Raw genomic sequence first — 20212 nt, 5'->3', positions numbered from 1 at the left:
AGTCCGATGTCCGAAGATTTATATGCTCTTTTTCCCCTCTCCTTTGGAGAGGGGTTAGGGGTGAGGTCAAATTTAAAAATATTCATTAATTTTGCCCCATGCCAAGAGAACTTCAGATACAGGTGGCGCCCGAAGTAGCCGCACAACAACCATTGTTAGTTAACCATATTGCTAAACTCATGCAGGTAAAACCTGAGGAGATACGCCATGTGGCTATCATTAAGCGTTCTATAGATGCCCGTCAGAAAGCGATTAAGATCAACCTTAAGGTAGCTGTATACTGGAATGAAGATTATATCGAAACCAAAGCTCAGCTTCCTGATTATAAAGATGTTTCCAATAAGCAGGAGGTCATTATCATTGGTGCGGGCCCAGCGGGTTTGTTTGCTGCATTGCAACTTATCGAGCTTGGACTGAAACCAATAGTCTTGGAACGTGGTAAGGATGTACAGGAGCGTCGCCGTGACCTGAAGGCTATAAACCGTGATCATATTGTTGGTGAAGACTCTAACTACTGTTATGGTGAGGGTGGTGCAGGAACTTACTCTGATGGTAAACTCTATACACGCTCTAAAAAGCGTGGTGATGTAGACCGTATCCTTGAACTATTCGTAGGCTTTGGTGCAAGCGAAGAGATACTGGTGGAAGCCCATCCGCATATTGGTACGAACAAACTGCCGAAGATCATCAAGTCAATGCGCGAGAAGATCATTGAGTTTGGCGGTAAGGTATTGTTCGATACCCGTGTGGTGGATATCTTGGTGAAAAATAGTGAAGTGGAAGGCGTTGTAACACAAAATGGTGATACAATAAACGCCTCAAAAATAATATTGGCTACGGGACATTCTGCCCGTGATATCTTTGAACTTTTAGACCGTAAAAAGATATTCATAGAAGCGAAACCTTTTGCCCTTGGTGTTCGTGCAGAGCACCCTCAAGCACTGATAGACAGTATACAATACAGTTGTGATTACAATACAGGCAGGGGAGAGTTTCTTCCTCCGGCACCGTACTCTATTGTAAAACAAGTCAATGGCAGGGGAATGTACTCGTTCTGTATGTGTCCGGGTGGGGTGATAGCGCCTTGTGCTACCAGTCCGGGAGAGGTGGTAACCAATGGATGGTCGCCTTCAAAACGTGATCAGGAGACAGCCAATTCAGGTATTGTGGTAGAACTTAAACTTGAAGATTTCAAGCCTTTTGCCAAGCATGGCGCTCTTGCCGGAATGGAATTCCAAAAGGCTATAGAGCAGAAAGCATGGCATTTAGCCGGTGAAACACAGCGTGTTCCGGCGCAGCGTATGGTCGACTTTACACAGTCTAAAGTATCGGCTGATATACCTAAAACCTCTTATGTGCCGGGTACTACCTCGGTGGAATTAGGGCAGGTATTTCCGGGGTTCATTACCCAGGTGTTGCGTCAGGGATTTGTTGATTTTGGCAAATCAATGCGCGGTTACCTGACCAATGAGGCTATTTTACATGCTCCGGAGTCAAGGACTTCATCACCGGTGCGTATCCCAAGAGATAATTTTACTTACGAGCATCTGCAAATCAAAGGATTATATCCTTGCGGCGAAGGTGCGGGCTATGCAGGTGGTATCATTTCAGCGGCAATTGATGGCGAAAAATGTGCCATAAAGTGCGCCGAAAGCCTCGCCTAATATTACTCTTTTTGCTCTCAAAACGCCATTTTTGTGCGTAAAATTATAATTGGTCAAAAGTCTGAAATTCAGAATTTTGTAAATTAATGTTTCTTTTTTAGTTTTTATTATGTAATGTTTTTGGTTACAGTTAAAGGTTGATTTTGTTTTTAAGTCGGCATATTTTTTTATATTCGCAAACAGATTAATTTTCCTACATATCACCGATGAAAAAAATAGTTACCCTTTTCCTTTTTGTATTTTCCTTTTCAGTTTATTCCCAATACAATTTTAAAGTAGCAGATTCGGTTCTGGCGTCCTATAACAAACCGGGTTCGCCGGGTGTTACTGTATTGGTTAGTAAGGATGGCAAAGTCATTTACCAAAAAAGCGGTGGTTATGCTAATATCGCCAAAGGTGAACTGATAAATAACAAAACCTTATTTAATCTTGCTTCCGATACCAAGCAGTTTACTGCTGCCTGTGTTGTTATGCTTTCGCAAAAAGGCAAACTTAAGCTTGATGACAATCTTGCTAAATACTTTCCGGATTTTCCTGAGTATGCGCAAAAGATAACTGTTCAGGACCTGCTGAACCATACTGCGGGTCTTGTGGATTACCGAACTGCATTCTGGATAGGAGGTAAGGAGGTAAATGTCTTGTCAAATGAGGATATAAGGAATATGCTGAAAGCAACCCCTTTAAATTTTGAACCCAAAACGGATTGGAGCTATAGTAACTCAAACTATTGGTGCCTGGTTCAGATTGTTGAGCAGGTGTCGGGAATGCCTATAAGTAAGTTTGCAGAGAAAAATATCTTTAAGCCTTTAAAGATGAAAGATACCCATTATCACCGTGGGGTTGCAACACTGAGGAATGCTGCTATAGGTTATAAGATGGATGATGTTACATACACAGAAATTGATAAGGATACGGGAGTACCCGGTGGAAGTGGAATGTTTTCTACAACGAGCGACATGCTAAAGTGGCTTTCTGAAATGCAGAGCAAAAAAGTGCTTGGGACTGCTTTTTGGGATGTTATGCTTAATGGACAAAAGTATACAATAGGTAAAGAGGTATATTATTCAAATGCCTTGTTTTTTCAGGCTTTGAGTGGTAAAAAGGCTATTCATCATGGTGGTGATCTGGATGGTTACCATTCTGATATGAGTTATTTTCCTGATGAAAATGTTGATATCATTGTCTTTACCAATAGGGGTGATTTTAATGTATTGAGTATGCAGAAGGCTATTACCAGTCAGCTTTTCGGGTTTAAATATTCATGGCCGGCAGTAGAAAAACCTGTAGTTGTAAAGGTGCCGGGTGAAAAAATTGAACAATATTCAGGTGTTTATGAGGCTGAAGGAATGCTATTTGAAATTACTGTGGCCGAAAACGCAATACATGTTTTGCAATTCTGGGATGGCTCCAACTATGATATCCCAGCAACGGGACAGAATTCTTTTACCTTAGCTCAGGCGGGTGCTGATTTTTTATTTGAGGATATAATCAGTGGTAAGGCGCAGACTATGAAACTGACTCAGGAAGGAGAGACAATGCCTTTTAAACGTGCAGAAAATTATGATTTCCCTGATTTTAGCCGTTTTGAAGGAAGCTATTTTTGCAGCTCATTAAATGCAAAGTATACTTTTTCTCAGCAAAAGGGGAAGTTATTTTACAGTTTGAATGGGCAGAACCCTAAACAGGTTTCGGTGATAGAGGAAGATACTGTTTATATTGGGCCTTCAATAGTATTGACATTTCATCGTAATAATAATGAGGTTATGGGATTTACACTCAATCATGTAAGAGTTAAAAACCTTGAGTTCGTTAAGATCTAAATAAAAATCCCCTCCGCATAGATGCAAAAGGGGACAGGGTGGTTAAATAGACGTTTTACGAAGCCATTTTAGCATATCAGTAGTCATTTGTGGCAGAAGTTGATGTGCGGCGTAGTATTCATGATATTCGGGTGTAATGCCTTTATTCTCCAGCCATTGTTGAGCATCGCGGGCATAGTCAATGGTCAGCAGCTCGTCTTCAATGCCGTGTGAGATAAAAACTTTCAGTTTTTTTAGTTCTTTAGAGGGCTGTACCATTGGACGTATTTCCTGCAAAAGCCTGCCACTCATTACGGCAATGCCTTTTACCAGTCCCGGATTGGAAAGCGCAACGCTGTAGGACATAATCCCTCCCTGGCTGAAACCACCTAAAAAGATATTCTTTTCGTCAAAGCTGTATTTTGCTTTCATTTCGCCTACAAACTTTGCAATAAGCTGACGGCTTTTTTCCTGTTCTTCAAAATTGATCACAGGTTTTCCGGTTGCGAAATCAACATGGAACCAAGCATATCTTCCTGTGCTTAGGGTAAGCGGTCCGCGTGCGGATATCACAAGGAAGTTATCAGGAAACTGATCGGCAAGGCTAAAAAGATCGTGTTCATTACTGCCTACCCCATGCATGAGTATGATAGCAGGAGGGTGAGCAGTTTTTATTTTTGGCTCACGAACCATATAGTGAAGTGAAGCCTTTTCCTGGCTCTGTAGTGTCATGGTCATTAATGTTAAGAGTAAAGTTAGTGTAGCTTTCATGTTATCCGATCTTAACGGAAGTCATGGTTAGTGAGCCTCCTACAGCCTTGTCGTTAAAGATACTCACGTCTTCGTCTTCGCTCTTTAAAGCAAGTGTGTATAATAAAGGCAAATAATGTTCCGGCGATGGAATAGCCAGTTCAAACGCTCTTCCCTGTGAAGCAAAATTGATGAGCGACTTGTGGTCGCCCGATTTTATATACTCTTTAATTTTATTGTCGGCTTCAAACGCCCAGTCGAAACCAAAGTTGTCAGTATGGATATTCTTCCAGTCCAGCATCCTCAGGTTATGTACAATGTTTCCGCTACCGATGATAAGCACGCCTTTTTTACGCAATGTTGCAAGCTCCTTACCTAATTCGTAATGGTATTGCGGCGGCTTGGTATAGTCGATACTGAATTGTATTGTAGGTATATTGGCATTAGGGTACAGGTGTTTTATAACCGACCATGCGCCGTGATCCAGTCCCCATTTATCATCCAGTTCTACATGGGCAGAGGTAACAAGCTGTTGCGTTTGTTTTGCCAGTTCCGGGCTTCCGGGAGCCGGATACTGTACATCAAAAAGTGCTTTAGGGAATCCTCCGAAATCGTGTATTGTTGGCGGACTCTGCATTGCAGTTACAAAGGTGCCTCTTGTTTCCCAGTGTGCCGATACACACAGTATGGCTGTAGGTTCAGGTATTTGTTTGGCAATTTTCCTGAAGTTGGCAACAAATTCATTTTCTTCAATGGCATTCATAGGGCTGCCATGTCCTAAAAACAGGGCCGGCATAGTAACGCCTTTATTTTCTATATTTTGGGATAGTTTTCCTAATTCGCTAAGGCCCATTACTCCTGCGTCTGCAAATGGCAATGCGGCTATGCTCTGTAAAAACTGTTTGCGATCCATAATGATAATCCTTAAAATTATAGTACAAAGTTCAGCAATACTGCTGTGCAGCGGGTAACAGTTTTAGGTAAAAACGTAGTACAATCAGGAAATGAGCTTTTGCATATCTTCCTTAAATTCGGTAGGGGTCTGACCCGTACGCTTTTTAAATACCCTTGTAAAGTAGGCTTTCTCATTATATCCCAGTTCAAAACCTATTTCAGAAACTGTCTTATCGGTGTAGATAAGCAGGTTCTTTGCTTCAATAAGTTTTCGGGTTTCTATAAGCTCCGATACGCTTTTTTGCATGATCTGCTGGCAGATGAGGTTAAGGTTTCGCGCCGACATAAACAGCTTTTCGGCATAGAAGTCTACACCCTCCGGCCTCCTGAAATTGTTTTCAAGCAAGGCAAGGAAGTTTTTAAAGGTAATGCTGTTGGTCTTTAGGAGGTCATTTTCAGGATCCGCTTTTTTCCTTTCATTCTCAATCATCATGAACAGTGCCGAAAGCAGGTGCTTTATGATAGAGAGATTAGGTTGTGGCATGTTGTATTCCCTGTCCATCATTTCACAAAGTGTAACCAGGCGGTTAAAACAATCGTCTTTTTGGGTTGTAATAGTAGCATAGTTGTGGTAAAATGAATAGAGGCTAAAAGTAATTTCGGGAATGAATTCGCTTTTAAAGCGTACTACCCACATATCGCATTTGCCATCTTTTAGTGCAGGTTTTACCCTGTGTACTTTTCCTTTGGTAATAAAGCTTACAAAAGGTGCTGCGTAGGTGTTGGTGTCAAAGTCTATAAAATGTTCCAGTTCGCCTTCCATTGCTATGATAAGCTCTTCGTAGTCGTGATTGTGCGGATTGTTAGGCAGCGTAGCAATGCGAAGGGTTTCTTCGGGGGTAAGACGGTATATTTTAAATAACTGGTCCATTACTGAGTTTGTTATCTTATAAAAAGTCTCTCGTCAAAATCGAAGGGCTCAATAAGTTTTACTTTGATCTTTTTGAAGTCTTTATGGGAAGGATTGATAAGGTAATTGAATTCGCCCTGTACAACTGCAGATGGTACTTTAAGTACGGCTGTCTTTTCTTCGGTTACAAATATATCTCCTATTTCCTGTGTTGAATGGGCATGAGGGAGCGATTTCCAGTCCTCAGGGAGGGAGGGAGATTTTATCTCAGTAATCTGTATCGTGTTGGGAATCTCAATCGCAATAAGTACATAATCTATTGGCAATATGCCAAGGGGCGTATGTACAGCGATTTCTGTAGTACACAGTGCACGTGATTCGCTGGTATATACCATTGCAGTACCTTTGCTGTTCCAGCGGCCACCGGCTTTTTCGGCACCGCGTCCACTAAGGTCATTGGCATATACTTCTTTGCTCAGTCGGAAAACTATCATGCCAGTACCCCGTGTTCGATCCTTATAAGCTCATCTTTTAAGAGGCCTATTCCGAAAGAACTGTCAAAAAGCTCTTTGGGTTTTATTTTGCCAAGGGCAAGGTTTTGGGTGTTTAACCAGGTATCAAAGTTATGGCTGTTGCCAAAAACTTCTATTCCTTTTTTGTACAAAAGAGCTATCTCTACTATCTTTTCTGACTGAAGGGCATCAAAGGTGCGCTCTTCTTTTTTGTAGCGTTGCATGGTACGTTCAGAGACATGCAAAAAGCCTGACCATTCGGCAAGGTCGAACGGGCTTTTTTCCATAAAGTTTACAAACACGGGGAATTGTATTCCCTGACGTACCAGTGATATCAACGACATAATGTTTTTATCATCAATGGCATTGTAACTGATGTTGTTGCTGAAAAGATCAATCGCTTCCATGGGGCTTCAGAATTTGATAATGACAAAGTTACGAAACTATTTTTAGTTTATCGACATTTGTCGTTAAATTTTTCAAATATGGCAAATGTTAAAGTTATTTTTATTTCAGAAAAAAATGAAACTTTGTGATGGTTTAGCATGGATTTTGTGTACATTTACCTGTATTTAAAACTATTAACCGTCCTGCAGGTTTAATAACAGGTCAAATTTGTCAGGACTAAATTTATTGCCATGGCAGTTAAAAAAATAATACAAGTTTCTAAATCTGATATTATTGATAAATATTCAGATTATTGCCTGATGAATGGGCATAAGCCGGCATCAGTGTATAAGTTTTCTAAAGAAAATGGTTTTGATGAGGCTGAATTCTATAAATTTTTCACTTCTTTTGACTCATTGGAGCATTTTTATTTTGCAGAAATGTTTAATCATTCACTTAATGTATTGCAGCAGTCGCCGGCCTATGCGGAATATGGCGGCGTAGAAAAACTTTCGGCATTCTATTTTACCTTTTTTGAAATGGCTACAGCTAACAGAAGCTTTATAGTCTATATGATGGAGGAGGGAGGTCTCGGACTAAAGAATGTGAAAAAACTGAAATCACTGCGTGCTGAATTTTTAGTGTATGCGGAAGCGGTGCTTGAAAAGCCCGTACAAGCAGGTGATGAAAGGGCAAACAAGCTTCAGGGCAGAGCGCTGAGTGAAGGAGCATGGCTACAGTTCTTATCTATCTTTAAATTTTGGATGGAAGATACCTCACCGGGGTTTGAGAAGACCGATGTGTATATTGAAAAATCAATTAAGGCGTCGTCAGATCTTGTGTACAACAGTCCGTTGAGCAGCCTTTTCGACCTTGGAAAGTTTGTTTGGAAAGAAAAATTTACCGTATAATATGAAAAGGCTTGATTCTATTCCCACAAATAAGATTGAAAGGGTTACCAAACTGGTTGCCACTGGTGCAAAGGTAGGAGGGAATTACCTTAAATATTACGGGCAGAAAATTGTTAATCCTGAGATGACAAAAGATCAGCTGCATGAAGATAATGCTGCGGATATATATGACGGGCTTAAAGAATTGAAAGGTAGCGCGCTCAAAGTGGCACAGATGCTGAGTATGGAAAAAAATTTGCTCCCGCAGTCGTATGTGGAGAAATTTTCACTGAGCCAGTTTTCGGTACCGCCGCTTTCGGCACCATTGGTGATGAAAACATTCAGGAGCTATTTTGGTAAGGAGCCGCACATGCTGTTTGACGAATTTAGTGCCGATTCTATTAATGCTGCAAGTATAGGGCAGGTGCATCGTGCTAAAAAAGACGGGAAAAATCTTGCTGTAAAAATACAGTATCCAGGTGTAAGGGAGAGTATTGGTACTGATATTGCTTTGGTAAAACCAATAGCGATTCGTATGTTCAACCTTCAGGGAGCTTCTGACGAATATTTCAAAGAAGTGGAAGATAAACTTATAGAGGAAACTGATTATGTGCTGGAACTAAAGCAGAGTGAAATGATAAGAGAAGCCTGTTCTCACATTGAGAATTTGAGATTTCCTAAATATTATCCGGAGCTTTCGTGCGAGAAGATTATTACAATGGACTGGATGGAAGGTATTCATCTTTCTGAATTCTGTAAGATGGAAACATCTCAGGAAAAAAGAAATAAAGTAGGACAGGCATTATGGAATTTCTATATGTATCAGATACATGAACTTAAATATTTTCATGCCGATCCGCATCCGGGGAATTTTCTTGTGGATGCCGATGCTAACCTGATGGTTATTGATTTTGGCTGTATGAAAAAAATACCTGATGCTTTTTATGTGCCTTATTTTGATTTGGCTAAAAAAGAAAATCTAAATGATCCGGTATTTTTTAATGATAAGCTGTACGAACTTGAAATCCTGAAAAAAACTGATTCAGCTAAAGAAGTAGAGTTTTTCTCTACGCTGTTCCACGACTTGCTAACAGTATTCACTGAGCCTTTTCAACAGGATAATTTTGATTTTTCGGATACAAAATTCAGCGATGCTATAGCGGGGCTTAGCGAAAAGTTTGCAAATGACAAAACACTCAGAAAAATGAATGGTAATCGTGGATCGAAACACTTTATTTATGTTAACCGCACATTTTTCGGATTGTACAGCCTGTTGTTTGACTTAAAAGCAGCTATAGATGTAAGTACCTATAAAGGGTATGTTACTGTATGATAAAAAATATTGAAAATAATAAATGCCACGCTATAACGTGGCATTTATTATTTTAAGGCACAGGTATCTCTTCTTCGAGCATATTGTGTTCGGTTTTATCAAAATACGTGCAGGTCATCTCAACCATGTCTACAACCCATTTTTCGACACCATCCTGAGCACATTGGCTGCAAAAGGTCGGATAATCGGTTTCTCCTGCCTGATGGGCATTTAGATGGTGGATAAAGCTGCTTTTATCGCCTTTGTCGGCTATTGTTTTAGGTTCATAAACCGCAGGAGACTGTACCCTGTAATTGTCGCTGCCCCAATATACGGTATGGCCGTCTTTTACATAGGTGTTGTAGTGGATAATTCCCAGCTTTATAAGATCCTGAACATACTGGGGGAAATCGGCACCACTCTTAACTTTTGAGTGTGCCTGTTTGATTTTGTCTAATGTAAACATACTACTCAAGTTTAGGGTATTAAAGGTACAAAAATTAAATACAGAGGTATAGGTTAAGGTAAATGTTTTTATTCCAGTCCTTTTTTATCAGGATGCCAAAACGGTTTTGTTTTTATTTGCTTTGGTGAAAAATTCAGTTCCTTTTTAAAATAGTTATGAAGGCCAACACAGATTGAGGTTTCACCGGCTATGTATACTGCAGTATTCTCTTTACGGACGCCACTCCATGAAATTTCGGCAATAAGGTCTTCCAGTGTATTGGCACACGATTCAAGGAAACCAAAGTTTCGTTTTGGATATATATCATCAAAATAATGTTCTTTACTTGAAGAATAAACTATTCCCGAGGCTTTGGCCATGAGACCGGTGTGGCGGTTAAGTTCGTAAAGGTGTGCCAGTGAAGAAATATCTCCTAAAAACAAATGATTGTCGGCATCAGGACTTAATGTGAACTTTCCTTCCGGTCCGCGGAAGTAGATAGTATCGCCATATTCAAGGTTCTGAACCCATTTTGCTCCCTGTCCGTTTGAGAAAGTACACACGGCAAGATCGGCTTGGTTTGTAAGTTCGTCATAATACCAGATGGAGTAGGAACGAACCAGATTAGAAAGTGACATCATATTGTCAAGTCCAACCAATACCCTTAGTTGCTGTCCCGGAATATAATTCTTTAGGTTGTCTCCATTTATTTTTATCCTGATGTGGTAGGTAGTTGGTGTTATCTGTTCTTTATAAATTAGTTCTGCACTGCGGAACGTTTTGTTGATAATAGATTGTATAATGCTCATGTTGTGATTAATTGCTGGTGCAAAGTACCGTCAACAGGCTTAAAAATCCATTTTACGAATCATATAAATTATTGGACTATTCGCGGAATTTTTTTCTGAATGATAAAGGCGTCTGGCCTGTTATCTTTTTAAAAAGACGTGAAAAATAAGTGTGGTCATCATACCCAAGCACATAGGCAATTTCCTTAATATCGGCATCGGTATAGTATATTTGCTTCTTGGCTTCAGTAATCATTGTGTTCTGTAGCCAGTGAGTTGCAGATAATCCTGTAGTTACGTTTAGGCAGTGATTCAGGTGTGATGTGGTGATATTAAGTTTTTTGGCATAGAATGATGGTAATTGAAGGAAAGAATATTGCTCAAGCAATTCTTTGAATTTGAAGGTTATAATGGCTGCCTGACTTTTTGGTTTAGTTTTTACGTTCCTTTTTTTATAATACAATGCACAGGCCTGGCTCAAAAAGGCTGTAAGCAGGCCGTTAAGGATTATGGATTTATACGGGTTGTCGGAAGTGAATGTCTGGTGTAGTAATGCAGCCGTATCTTCAAGATCTTTGCCTTCACCTTCTTCAAATTTGGCATATTGCTGCTGTGCCGAGAGATTTTCCAGCATATCACGTAGATGGTTCGGTATGAGGAAAGACTCTACCGACATAAAAAATCCCTTTACATCATTGCTTGCTTCTTTTGGTGCGTGTACCTGAAAAGGTTTTACCACCATAAGGCCTTTTGCTGAAAGCTCAAAATCTTCCATATCGCAATGAAAGACCGATGTTCCTTGTAGGGTTATCAGAAAGATATAGTGGTCGTCCATATGCTCCTGCATATAGTCTTCGGGTCCTACTTCTTTTTTTACATCTTCAAAAGAAATATAATCAAGATCAATACCTCCCACAGCACGGGCGTCCTGTTTATTTATGGGGATGTTTTTGATGGTTTTCATAGCAAAATTATGGGATTATAAATGTATGGTTTTTTAAAATATATACAATATTGTCAACTCCTGCTATCAAAACGTTAAACGGTCTGTTATCCGCAAAGTTTTTCTTATTTTTGAAGACTATTAGAAAGCTATGACAGAAGAACAGGTAATACTCGTAAACGAAAACGATGAACAGATAGGGCTGATGCCTAAAATGGAGGCTCATGAAAAGGCTTTACTGCATCGTGCTTTCTCGGTTTTCATACTAAACTCCAAAAACGAGATTATGCTGCAGCAGCGTGCGGCTCATAAATACCATTCTCCATTATTATGGACAAACACAACCTGTAGCCATCAGCGTGAAGGAGAGACAAATATTCAGGCAGGAATGCGTAGGCTTAAGGAAGAAATGGGGTTTGAAACCGAACTTAAAGAGCTTTTTTCATTCATTTATAAAGCGCCGTTTGATAATGGCCTTACTGAACACGAGCTTGACCACGTGATGATAGGGTATTATAATGATGCCCCGGATATTAATACTGATGAAGCCGAAAGCTGGAAATGGATGAGCATTGAGGCTGTAAAAGAAGATATGCAACTGCATCCCGAATTATATACCGTATGGTTCAGGATTATTTTTGATGAATTTTATCATTTCTTAGAAGACCATAAATTATAGTTGGCAGTCGCAGTATTCAGTTAGCAGTGCCTATAAAAAATATAAAATAGTCAATAGACAATTATGAGAGTAACCGTAAGCAGAAGTGCCCATTTTAATGCTGCCCACCGCCTGTATCGTAAAGACTGGAGTGATGAGCAGAACAACGCTGTTTTCGGTAAGTGCAACAATGCAAACTTTCACGGGCATAATTATGAGCTTATCGTAAGCGTGACCGGAGAGATCGATCCGCAAACAGGGTATGTTATCGATATAAAAATACTTAAGGATATTATTGCTGATGAGGTAGAAACGCCTTTTGACCATAAGAACCTTAATCTTGATGTGCCAGACTTTGCCGACCTGAATCCTACTGCCGAGAATATTGCAGTAGTGATATGGAACAGGATAAGAAGGCGCATAGACAGCGCAATGGATATTGAGGTGGTGTTGTATGAAACGCCACGCAATTTTGTTACGTACAGAGGAGAATAATCCAAATCCAAAAAACATATATAATGAAATTGTATCCGCTGGTCTTTGAACCCATCCTGCAGGACAGGATATGGGGTGGGACTAAATTAAGAACCGACCTTGGTAAAGACAATCTGCCTACTGAAACTACCGGTGAAAGCTGGGAACTTAGCGATGTAAAAGGCAATGTAAGCGTTGTGGCTAACGGCGACTATAAAGGACAAAAACTTACCGATTTGTTAGAGCAGTTCCCTGCCGAAGTGCTGGGGTATAAAGTACACGAGAAATTTGGTAAGGAGTTTCCTCTGTTGTTTAAATTCCTTGATGCAAGAGATGACCTTTCCATTCAGGTGCATCCTAATGATGAACTGGCAAAAGCCCGTCATAATTCATTCGGGAAGACTGAAATGTGGTATGTTATGCAGGCTGATGAAGGCGCACGCATTATTGTTGGCTTTAAGCAAAAATCAAGCCCTGAAGAGTATCTTGAGCATTTAGAGAACAAAAGCCTTATTGATATACTAAATGAGGTACCGGTAAAAAAAGGTGACGTATTCTTCCTTGAAACCGGAACCATCCATGCTATTGGTGCCGGTATTGTTATTGCCGAGATTCAACAGACTTCTGATATTACCTATAGGATATATGACTGGGACAGGGTAGATGCTAACGGCAATTCCCGTGAGTTGCATGTAGAGTTGGCGCTTGATGCCATGAACTACAATACTACCGATACCCAAAAACATTATACCACGGTAGAGAACCGGGCTAACGTAATGGTAGAATGCCCTTATTTCACTACAAGTTACCTGCCGCTTAATGGCAGTACGGGTGTGAGTAAAGACGGCAGCAGCTTTACGGTTTATATTTGTACGGAAGGCGAATTTGCTGTTGAAGCTAATGGCGAAAAGCATAATTTCAAAAAAGGGGATACCGTGCTTATTCCCGCGTCGTTAAAGGTTTATCTTCTTTCGGGAGAGGCTACATTGTTAGAAATAGGTATTTCTTAACAGCATAATCAAAGAATAAGCTTAACTTTGCAAACAATTTAAAAACAAAATAGAGATGGCAAGCGTAAAAAACTTAAAGAAAGACATCAATTTCGTATTAGGAGATATTATCGAGGCAGTTTATGTTTGGGAAATAGCAACAGGCGGAAAACCAACTGAAAAAACTGAAGCGCTTATAGATGAGGCTATTGTACTTTTCGACAGCCTGATCGCTAAAGTAAACCAGAAAAACGTAGAAAATAAAAAAGCACACTTCAGAGCTATCAATAAACAGCTTGAAGATTCTGCTACACAATTAGTTGAGAAAATCAACGCGCTGTAAGCAAAAAAAATCAATAAAACGGGGCAATAAATAGTTGCAAAATTCAAAACCGCACTATATATTTGCACCCGTATTGAGAACGCCGGTGTAGCTCAGCTGGCTAGAGCAGCTGATTTGTAATCAGCAGGTCGTGGGTTCGAGTCCCTCCATCGGCTCAATAAAAACCGCTTAGGAAACTAAGCGGTTTTTGTGTTTTTATGACTTTTAGTTATAAGTTGACAGTTTATAGTTTACAGTCTCTTTTGCAGCGGATTACTGCGACTGCGACTGAAACTGTCAGAAAAACTGAATACTTTTTTTTGAAAACCTCTTGCAGAATAGAAAAATCATTATATATTTGCACCCGTATTGAGACGCCGGTGTAGCTCAGCTGGCTAGAGCAGCTGATTTGTAATCAGCAGGTCGTGGGTTCGAGTCCCTCCATCGGCTCAATAAAAAACCGCTTAGGAAACTAAGCGGTTTTTGTGTTTTATGTGGTAATCGTTTTTTTCTTTACGAGTCCTATTAAAATATTTGCGATTAACAAAGGCTGCGCTGCAATTGCAATCAAAACTATAAGCGTAATACCTGTATTAAATATCTCAGAGCTGTTGTCTAAAATATCATCAGGATTACTTGTTGCTAAAGTTATTGCCCATAGAATATAGTATGCAATAAAACTGCCTATTGTAATTATGGTGTGTATAGCTATAAGTTTTTGATTTAATATTTTTCCAGACACCTTATAAATAAGTCCTATTATAAAATATATTAGCGTAAGGCCGGTGTATATATGTGAATGAGCCATCACGTAATGCGTGTCATGAACATTTACATCAAACACGCTGTTTTCATCGGATATGAACTCTGTACAGGCAAGAAAGCCTAATATAATGCCCACCGCCCAAAAATACTGATATACGTTACTAGTTTTCATATATAACAAAACTAATAAAAAAAACCGCTTAGAAAGCTAAGCGGTTTTAAACTGTTTACTGTGACTGAATACTACGACTTTTATTTCACTTCAGCCGTTTCGGCTTTTTTTCTTTCAGCTACATATTTGGTCAGCATCTTTCCGTAAAGGGATTTAGCCACTTGGGGAGACATGCTTTTTTGTATTGTGTCAAGATATTTAATATTGATATCAGCAATTTCGGATAATGCGATATAAGGGCCAATTTCGTGTTTGGCATTGTTTAGCGCAAAATTTGCGGTGTAAAGATACCTTCTCTTTAAATGCTGATCGAATTTTAATGAAATGCTATCTAGTTGGGTTTTATTACCGGCTTTTGTTGCTTCCAGATTTTTTGCTACAAGGTCCAGATTGTCATTACTGAATCGTGATCTTATTTTTTGAAAATCTTCATAAAGTTTCTGGTTTTCAGAACCTGTAATTTTAGCTTTGTAAAAGAACTCGTCATTACTTGATTCGATTTTCATATTGCCCGGTTCAGCAAAAAAAGGAAGGTTATTATCTACAGATGTAGTTTGGCCTCTGTCAAGGAAAAGGTAAAGCATTTCCGGAGAGTCTATTTTTAACCATGTCTCAAAAGTAGATTTACCGTTAAATTCGATTGTGTCAATTGCAACAAGCGACGTGTCTACCACTTTCTTGATATAAATCTTTCCTTTTTTAAGTCCTTTAATGTTTCCGGTAAGGTGCAGATTGGCATCCGTATGTTCTTCTTTATTACACGAAACAAGCAGCGCCAGTGCCATCAGGGCAAGAATAGTTTTTTTCATATACTGAGAAAACAGGTTTTTAAAATTTTCCGCAAAGTAAGCAAAATAATGGAGGTATTCTCAGGGTATTTTTAAGAAAATAAAGCCTAAAATAAAAAAGGCTTCCGCATTACGAAAGCCTTGAGTATAATCAGAATGTTCTGTCTTAGTCTATAAGCATGTTAACCAGCTTAACGTTGCTGCGGTGTACAAAGTCTACAAAGTAACCCGTAAGTCCAAACGTAGATTTTTCTGCAGTAGTACAGGCTTTGGTAGTGCCATTGTTTCGGTATTCTTTCTGGCTTGCAGTTGCAGGTTTAGCAGAAGTTTCCTGAACTTTAGCCTGTTTAGCAGCAACTTTCTTGCATCCTGTTGTCTCGTGGGTTTCAGGGGCAGGCTTTGGCTCGGTATTTTTTTCTGTGTTTGCAAAAGCTGCAGTACCAAGTACAAGAAGCGCCAGGGTTAATAAATTTTTCATATTAGGTTGATTAGTAGTTTAGTAATTGTTGTAAATGTACAAAATTATCCTTTAAGCCATGCTTCTTTCAGCTTGTTTTTTGCTGATTCAGTAGCATGGAAACCTTCTGTTTCTTCCACCGGAAGCTTTACTGTACCTTTTATTTCCTGTTCTTTACTGTCACGTCTTATTTTTACCGTAATAGCATCACCTTCTTTCCACCCTTCACTGGCTCCTAAAAGGTCATAGATGTTATCAAGGTTGTAAGCTTTACCGTTAACGCCTAATATAACATCACTGTTCCTAAGTCCAAGGTTTGTCATAAACGCATTAGGTGTAACAGTTGGCAGGATTACGATTTCTTTAGCAGGATTGATAGTTACCATAGGGATCTGGCCATCTTTAAGGAAAGGATTTCCAGGGGTTTTGATCGTAGTTTTTGTGACGCCCATTTTAGCAAAATACTGATCGTAAGGTATAGGTGTTGTTCCTGCAACATATTTTTTCAGAAACTCTCCAACTTCAGGATAGGTTAGCCTTGTAATGGTTGCAAAAAGATCTTCGTCATTAAAAGGTTTGTTGCTTCCGTATTCTTTAGACAAATCCCTCATAAGAGTTAGTATTCCTTTTTGCCCGTTGCTGCTTTCCCTCATCTGAATGTCAATGCACATTGCGATAAGAGCACCTTTAAGATATACATTATAGTAAGCATCTTTATAAGGCTTCAGCAATATGTTTTTACTCATATTGGTAAAGTTCATAGTATCGTCAAATCCTTTTGACTGCGCTATCTTTTCCGACATCCTCTGGTAAAATTCATCCTCGGTAATAAGTCCCTGATTAACCTGGAACAGGTTAGCGAAATATTCGGTAACACCTTCATACATCCAAAGATGCTCGCTCATTTTTGGTGTATTGTAATTGAAATAATGTATCTCCTTAGAGTGTACGCTTAATGGAGTTACAATATGGAAGAACTCATGTGAAACAACATCTTTCAATGTGCTTTTTAACTGGTCTAAAGGATAATCCTCCGGCATTACCACCGTTGTAGAGGTAGTATGCTCTAATGCCCCATAGCCATGGGCATCGTCCGGAGTACCATCGGTAAGGTAAATAAGTACGCTGTATTTCTTAGTACTGTTTATAGGACCCAGAAATTTCTTTTGTGCACGCATCATAGTCTCCATTTCAGGAGTCAGCATTTTTGCGGTTATTTTTCCGGTAGGAGAGTACACAGCGATAAGAATATCCATATCATCTACTTTAAAAGTAGTATAATCCGGTTTGGTATACATGATAGGATGATCTACGAGATCAGGGTAACGTGGTGATGTAAATACATCTACCTCATTGCTTGCATCGGTATCAATAAGAGAGGTAGCTCCCCATAGGTTTGAAGGATGCGAAATGGTAACGGTATAAGGAGTTTCACCTTTGTTTTCGAAGTAACCTATAAATCCGTGAATGTTTACCACAAAGTTTTTATCTGCAAGAATATTGGTTCCGGCAGGTGAGAAAATATCATGAGTGTTTTCGATATCATAGGTATCGTTAACAAGATAAGTTACTTTTGTCAGTTTTTTTGCACCCTCAATCTTCCATGAATTTTCATCCGGTCTTGTAACTGTAAGCTCTTTTCCTTTTTTGTCAAAAGCTTTAAAGCCTTCTATATATTTTCCGTAATTGTCTTCTGAATAAGTTCCCGGAACAATTTTAGGAATAAAAAAGGTAGTTGTTTCCGTATCAAATGCAGGCGGAGTAATGCTTACCATCACTTTGTCGTCTTTTACATTCTTAAGGTCTATGGCGACCTGAATGTCTTTGCTTTTTTGAGCAAAAGCCATACTGCCTAATGACAACGCTATAGCAAGCGTACAGATGAATTTTTTCATAGTTTGGATCTTATACTTTGTAAGTCGATTGAAAGCTTTATTTGTTACAAAATAAATTGAAAAATATCTTACTATGTTACAAAATTATTTATCATAACGATACTTCTTCGAGTTAGATCGTATTAATAGCCATAATATTCCTGTTAGTAATGCAGGTATCTGTACATATTCTCCCAGTTCGGGCCATACAAAATACCGAATAAGTATTTCAGATACTATCAAAACAGCAGCCATGCTAAAGAAAACATTTCTGAACAGCGTGGCTATGGCTTCAATGTTTACTTTAGCCTTTTCTGCCGGCGACATAGTGTTGTAGCCGGCGATAAGGTTGTACATTTTGCCATATTTTACTGCTATTGCAGCTACGATAAATATAAAAGCAACAGCAAGCATAATTGTTTTTATTGTTTAAGTATCCAGTTGGTAATTTCATCAAGTGCTACGGGGGCTATGGTTTGCTCTATCTCGCCATATTCCTGAAGTGATCCTGTGGTGCATTCCTGAAACAGGTGGTTCAGGTTCATTAGCTTTTTGGTAGTTACTTTTTTATTGCCCCCTTTTTCGGCAGCTCTCTTTATGCCATCAAGATTTGCATCGGCGGCTACCTGTATGTCTTTACTGCCGTTAATAGCAAGAATAGGGCACTTAAGTTTTTCAATAACCGGTGCAGGGTCATACCTAAGAAAATATACAAACCATGGTGAAGTAAGTTGCTCGGTTTGTCCGGCAACAACACGGACAATTTCATCTTTAGGCACTCCTTTAGAAGCAAAGAAAGCACCAAATTCTTTTGTCAGGATGTCGTTAACTGTAGCCTTTCTGATTTTCTCATCATTTTCGGTTGTTATGGTATTGTATACTTTTCTTAAGGTAGCCCCCATTGTTGTAAGTTCATTTTCAGGAATGCCGTCAGCCTTGCCTGCAAGGTAGTTTTGAAGCACCATTAATTCACTGCCTTTAATGCCCGGGCCGGCAAGGGAAACTATAAACGCTATATTGGCATTTTTTTCAGCTACCAGTTGCGCTATCAGGCCGCCTTCACTATGTCCTAAAAGGCCTATTTTCTTTTTATTTACTTCTTTTCTTGTTAGCAGGTAATCAAATGCCGCCTGGGTATCGGTAGCAAAATCAGCAGATGTATCATTTATTGGATTTCCACCCGATTTTCCAACACCTCTGTCGTCATAACGAAAGACTCCTATGCCGTTTCGTGTAAGATGATCGGCCAACACAAGAAAAGGTTTGTGATCCATAATTTCCTCATTACGGTCTTGTGCGCCACTTCCACTGATAAGTATGACAACAGGATAGTTTCCTTCTTTTTTCGGTAACGTAAGTGTTCCACCCAGGTTAATACCTGCCTTTTCATTTTTGAATATTATATCTTCGGTGTAGTACGGGAATGGCGCTTTAGGTTCCTGAGGACGTTTTGCTTTGGTTTCTATTATTTCACCTTTGCTAAGATCTAGTGCCAACGCATAAGTTCCCTGGTTAAAAGTTCCTTTAATAATGTCGTTTTCGAGCTTTCCTTTGTAGCTGATGCCTGCTGCGGCAATGGAAAAAGTAAGAGTATTGTCTGTAAAAGCAATTTTGTCCACAGGCATATCTTTAGATCCCTGGTCGGGGCTGTCCATAGTGGCAGTATAACCTCCAACACCTGCAGAGATGTTTAGGACAAGGCGTAATTTACCGCCCGGTATTACAAGGTTACCCTGCCATTTTCCGGAAATGTCCTGTGCGAATAGCGATGCTGAAAACAGCATCATAAGTAATAAAAGTGTTTTTTTCATGATGATTAAACTATGATTGATGATTGAACTATTGGTAGATTAGTGGGAAAATAAAAAATGAAACAATTTCTATTAATAGGATTGTTACAATAAACATTACTATTTGTTTTGTGGTTTTAAGATTTGAAGCCGTTTTAACTCCATTGTACAGTAAGGCGAAGAACCAAATAACTAAAGGTATTAAAAGCAGGCTGATCAAAAGAACAGGAAGGATTTCAGGGAGCATTTTTTCAATGGTACCCGGATCCTCTCCCACTACGGCATCAATTTTTGCCATGTAGCCGCCTACACCGGCAAGGGTAGTTATGTAAAGAGGTATTCTGGCAATAAGAACAGTGCTTAAAATATCTATAGGCCTTGTTTTTTTATTGATACTATAGCTATAGATAAAAAGACCTGCAAAAAGGAGAGCAATGGCAAATACGTTTTCTGTAAAAGCAAGAACGAATGTTGTCCCCTGGTTACTTATATGCATATCCAGTGCTCCGTTGTAATGTGCCCCAAACAGGTAGGCCAGTAATGAACCAAGCGCTATTGCTAAAAGGCCAATAAAAAGTAACGGACGTGCGTCGTATTTCTCAAAAGGGTTGAATAATAGTTTTTTCATA

Annotated in this window: 23 protein-coding genes and 2 tRNA genes; 10 read left to right on the top strand and 15 right to left on the bottom strand. The window is 39.4% G+C overall.

All coding sequences use genetic code 11. The features are described 5' to 3' along the window. Nucleotides 1-98: 98 nt before the first annotated feature. Both ACFSR3_RS03905 and ACFSR3_RS03900 read left to right on the top strand, forming a co-directional pair. A complete protein-coding gene (locus tag ACFSR3_RS03905; protein ID WP_379819813.1) occupies nucleotides 99-1664 on the top strand; it encodes an NAD(P)/FAD-dependent oxidoreductase in 1566 nt (521 codons plus the stop codon). A 206-nt stretch (nucleotides 1665-1870) separates the two neighbouring features. Next, nucleotides 1871-3484, top strand: coding sequence for a serine hydrolase domain-containing protein (locus ACFSR3_RS03900; RefSeq protein WP_379819812.1), 1614 nt, complete (start codon nucleotides 1871-1873; stop codon nucleotides 3482-3484). Between the two features lie 42 nt (nucleotides 3485-3526). Here the strand turns inward: ACFSR3_RS03900 and ACFSR3_RS03895 are convergent, their stop codons facing one another. From ACFSR3_RS03895 to parS, 5 genes are all read right to left on the bottom strand, one after another. Continuing rightward, a complete protein-coding gene (locus ACFSR3_RS03895) occupies nucleotides 3527-4234 on the bottom strand; it encodes an alpha/beta hydrolase (protein WP_379819810.1) in 708 nt (235 codons plus the stop codon). A 1-nt stretch (nucleotide 4235) separates the two neighbouring features. Then, nucleotides 4236-5066 (bottom strand): 4,5-DOPA-extradiol-dioxygenase, encoded by an 831-nt coding sequence (gene ygiD / locus ACFSR3_RS03890; RefSeq protein ID WP_449267417.1) that lies wholly within the window; start codon nucleotides 5064-5066, stop codon nucleotides 4236-4238. A 144-nt stretch (nucleotides 5067-5210) separates the two neighbouring features. After that, complete coding sequence (locus ACFSR3_RS03885) at nucleotides 5211-6038, bottom strand: helix-turn-helix domain-containing protein (RefSeq protein WP_379819808.1); 828 nt, start codon at nucleotides 6036-6038, stop codon at nucleotides 5211-5213. A gap of 11 nt (nucleotides 6039-6049) precedes the next feature. Then, nucleotides 6050-6511, bottom strand: coding sequence for an RES family NAD+ phosphorylase (locus ACFSR3_RS03880; RefSeq protein ID WP_379819807.1), 462 nt, complete (start codon nucleotides 6509-6511; stop codon nucleotides 6050-6052). Beyond that, nucleotides 6508-6936, bottom strand: coding sequence for a type II RES/Xre toxin-antitoxin system antitoxin (gene parS / locus ACFSR3_RS03875; RefSeq protein ID WP_114757383.1), 429 nt, complete (start codon nucleotides 6934-6936; stop codon nucleotides 6508-6510). The genes ACFSR3_RS03880 and parS overlap by 4 nt, the downstream gene beginning before the upstream one ends. A gap of 231 nt (nucleotides 6937-7167) precedes the next feature. On the opposite strand from parS, the gene ACFSR3_RS03870 reads away from it, so the two are divergent. Together ACFSR3_RS03870 and ACFSR3_RS03865 are read left to right on the top strand one after the other, a co-directional pair. Further along, nucleotides 7168-7827: a TetR family transcriptional regulator C-terminal domain-containing protein gene (locus ACFSR3_RS03870; protein ID WP_379819806.1), complete on the top strand. Its 660-nt coding sequence runs from the start codon at nucleotides 7168-7170 to the stop codon at nucleotides 7825-7827. Between the two features lies 1 nt (nucleotide 7828). Next, nucleotides 7829-9139, top strand: a complete 1311-nt coding sequence (locus ACFSR3_RS03865) for an ABC1 kinase family protein (RefSeq protein ID WP_379819805.1) — start codon at nucleotides 7829-7831, stop codon at nucleotides 9137-9139. Between the two features lie 52 nt (nucleotides 9140-9191). On the opposite strand, the gene ACFSR3_RS03860 is transcribed toward ACFSR3_RS03865, so the two are convergent. From ACFSR3_RS03860 to ACFSR3_RS03850, 3 genes are all read right to left on the bottom strand, one after another. Further along, complete coding sequence (locus tag ACFSR3_RS03860) at nucleotides 9192-9584, bottom strand: DUF1398 domain-containing protein (RefSeq protein ID WP_379819804.1); 393 nt, start codon at nucleotides 9582-9584, stop codon at nucleotides 9192-9194. 68 nt (nucleotides 9585-9652) lie between these two features. Then, on the bottom strand, nucleotides 9653-10372 hold the full coding sequence (locus ACFSR3_RS03855; RefSeq protein WP_379819803.1) for a siderophore-interacting protein: 720 nt from the start codon (nucleotides 10370-10372) through the stop codon (nucleotides 9653-9655). 76 nt (nucleotides 10373-10448) lie between these two features. Then, the gene (locus tag ACFSR3_RS03850) at nucleotides 10449-11315 is read right to left on the bottom strand and encodes an AraC family transcriptional regulator (RefSeq protein ID WP_379819802.1); all 867 of its coding nucleotides are present in this window, start codon (nucleotides 11313-11315) and stop codon (nucleotides 10449-10451) included. 130 nt (nucleotides 11316-11445) lie between these two features. Here ACFSR3_RS03850 and idi point away from each other — a divergent pair, with 130 nt between their 5' ends. From idi to ACFSR3_RS03820, 6 genes are all read left to right on the top strand, one after another. Further along, the gene (idi, locus tag ACFSR3_RS03845; protein WP_114757377.1) at nucleotides 11446-11973 is read left to right on the top strand and encodes an isopentenyl-diphosphate Delta-isomerase; all 528 of its coding nucleotides are present in this window, start codon (nucleotides 11446-11448) and stop codon (nucleotides 11971-11973) included. Nucleotides 11974-12036: 63 nt separating this feature from the next. Continuing rightward, nucleotides 12037-12447: a 6-carboxytetrahydropterin synthase gene (locus ACFSR3_RS03840; RefSeq protein ID WP_379819801.1), complete on the top strand. Its 411-nt coding sequence runs from the start codon at nucleotides 12037-12039 to the stop codon at nucleotides 12445-12447. Nucleotides 12448-12470: 23 nt separating this feature from the next. Then, complete coding sequence (locus tag ACFSR3_RS03835; RefSeq protein WP_379819800.1) at nucleotides 12471-13436, top strand: type I phosphomannose isomerase catalytic subunit; 966 nt, start codon at nucleotides 12471-12473, stop codon at nucleotides 13434-13436. Nucleotides 13437-13491: 55 nt separating this feature from the next. Beyond that, nucleotides 13492-13758: a hypothetical protein gene (locus ACFSR3_RS03830; RefSeq protein ID WP_114757374.1), complete on the top strand. Its 267-nt coding sequence runs from the start codon at nucleotides 13492-13494 to the stop codon at nucleotides 13756-13758. 81 nt (nucleotides 13759-13839) lie between these two features. Then, nucleotides 13840-13913: transfer RNA gene (locus tag ACFSR3_RS03825), tRNA-Thr, on the top strand. A gap of 200 nt (nucleotides 13914-14113) precedes the next feature. Beyond that, nucleotides 14114-14187: transfer RNA gene (locus tag ACFSR3_RS03820), tRNA-Thr, on the top strand. 40 nt (nucleotides 14188-14227) lie between these two features. Here ACFSR3_RS03820 and ACFSR3_RS03815 read toward each other — a convergent pair. The 7 genes from ACFSR3_RS03815 to ACFSR3_RS03785 all read right to left on the bottom strand — a co-directional run bounded on the left by ACFSR3_RS03815 (nucleotide 14228) and on the right by ACFSR3_RS03785 (nucleotide 20211). Further along, nucleotides 14228-14674: a hypothetical protein gene (locus ACFSR3_RS03815; protein ID WP_379819799.1), complete on the bottom strand. Its 447-nt coding sequence runs from the start codon at nucleotides 14672-14674 to the stop codon at nucleotides 14228-14230. Nucleotides 14675-14754: 80 nt separating this feature from the next. Next, complete coding sequence (locus ACFSR3_RS03810) at nucleotides 14755-15483, bottom strand: DUF4369 domain-containing protein (RefSeq protein WP_379819798.1); 729 nt, start codon at nucleotides 15481-15483, stop codon at nucleotides 14755-14757. Nucleotides 15484-15628: 145 nt separating this feature from the next. Further along, nucleotides 15629-15940 (bottom strand): hypothetical protein, encoded by a 312-nt coding sequence (locus tag ACFSR3_RS03805; protein WP_379819797.1) that lies wholly within the window; start codon nucleotides 15938-15940, stop codon nucleotides 15629-15631. Between the two features lie 44 nt (nucleotides 15941-15984). Further along, nucleotides 15985-17814, bottom strand: coding sequence for a M61 family metallopeptidase (locus ACFSR3_RS03800; protein WP_379819796.1), 1830 nt, complete (start codon nucleotides 17812-17814; stop codon nucleotides 15985-15987). Nucleotides 17815-17898: 84 nt separating this feature from the next. Next, nucleotides 17899-18207 (bottom strand): DUF3784 domain-containing protein, encoded by a 309-nt coding sequence (locus tag ACFSR3_RS03795; protein ID WP_379819795.1) that lies wholly within the window; start codon nucleotides 18205-18207, stop codon nucleotides 17899-17901. Nucleotides 18208-18215: 8 nt separating this feature from the next. Further along, nucleotides 18216-19604 carry an alpha/beta hydrolase gene (locus ACFSR3_RS03790; protein WP_379819794.1) on the bottom strand — a complete coding sequence of 463 codons (1389 nt, stop codon included), beginning with the start codon at nucleotides 19602-19604 and terminating at the stop codon, nucleotides 18216-18218. Between the two features lie 28 nt (nucleotides 19605-19632). Continuing rightward, the gene (locus ACFSR3_RS03785) at nucleotides 19633-20211 is read right to left on the bottom strand and encodes a YIP1 family protein (protein ID WP_379819793.1); all 579 of its coding nucleotides are present in this window, start codon (nucleotides 20209-20211) and stop codon (nucleotides 19633-19635) included. Nucleotide 20212 lies beyond the last annotated feature (1 nt).

Origin of the sequence: Flavobacterium suzhouense, from assembly GCF_042684765.1 — a bacterium.
Taxonomy (GTDB): domain Bacteria; phylum Bacteroidota; class Bacteroidia; order Flavobacteriales; family Flavobacteriaceae; genus Flavobacterium; species Flavobacterium suzhouense.
The sequence above is the reverse complement of the archived record's forward strand: the minus strand, read 5'-3'. Positions and strand labels throughout refer to the sequence as shown.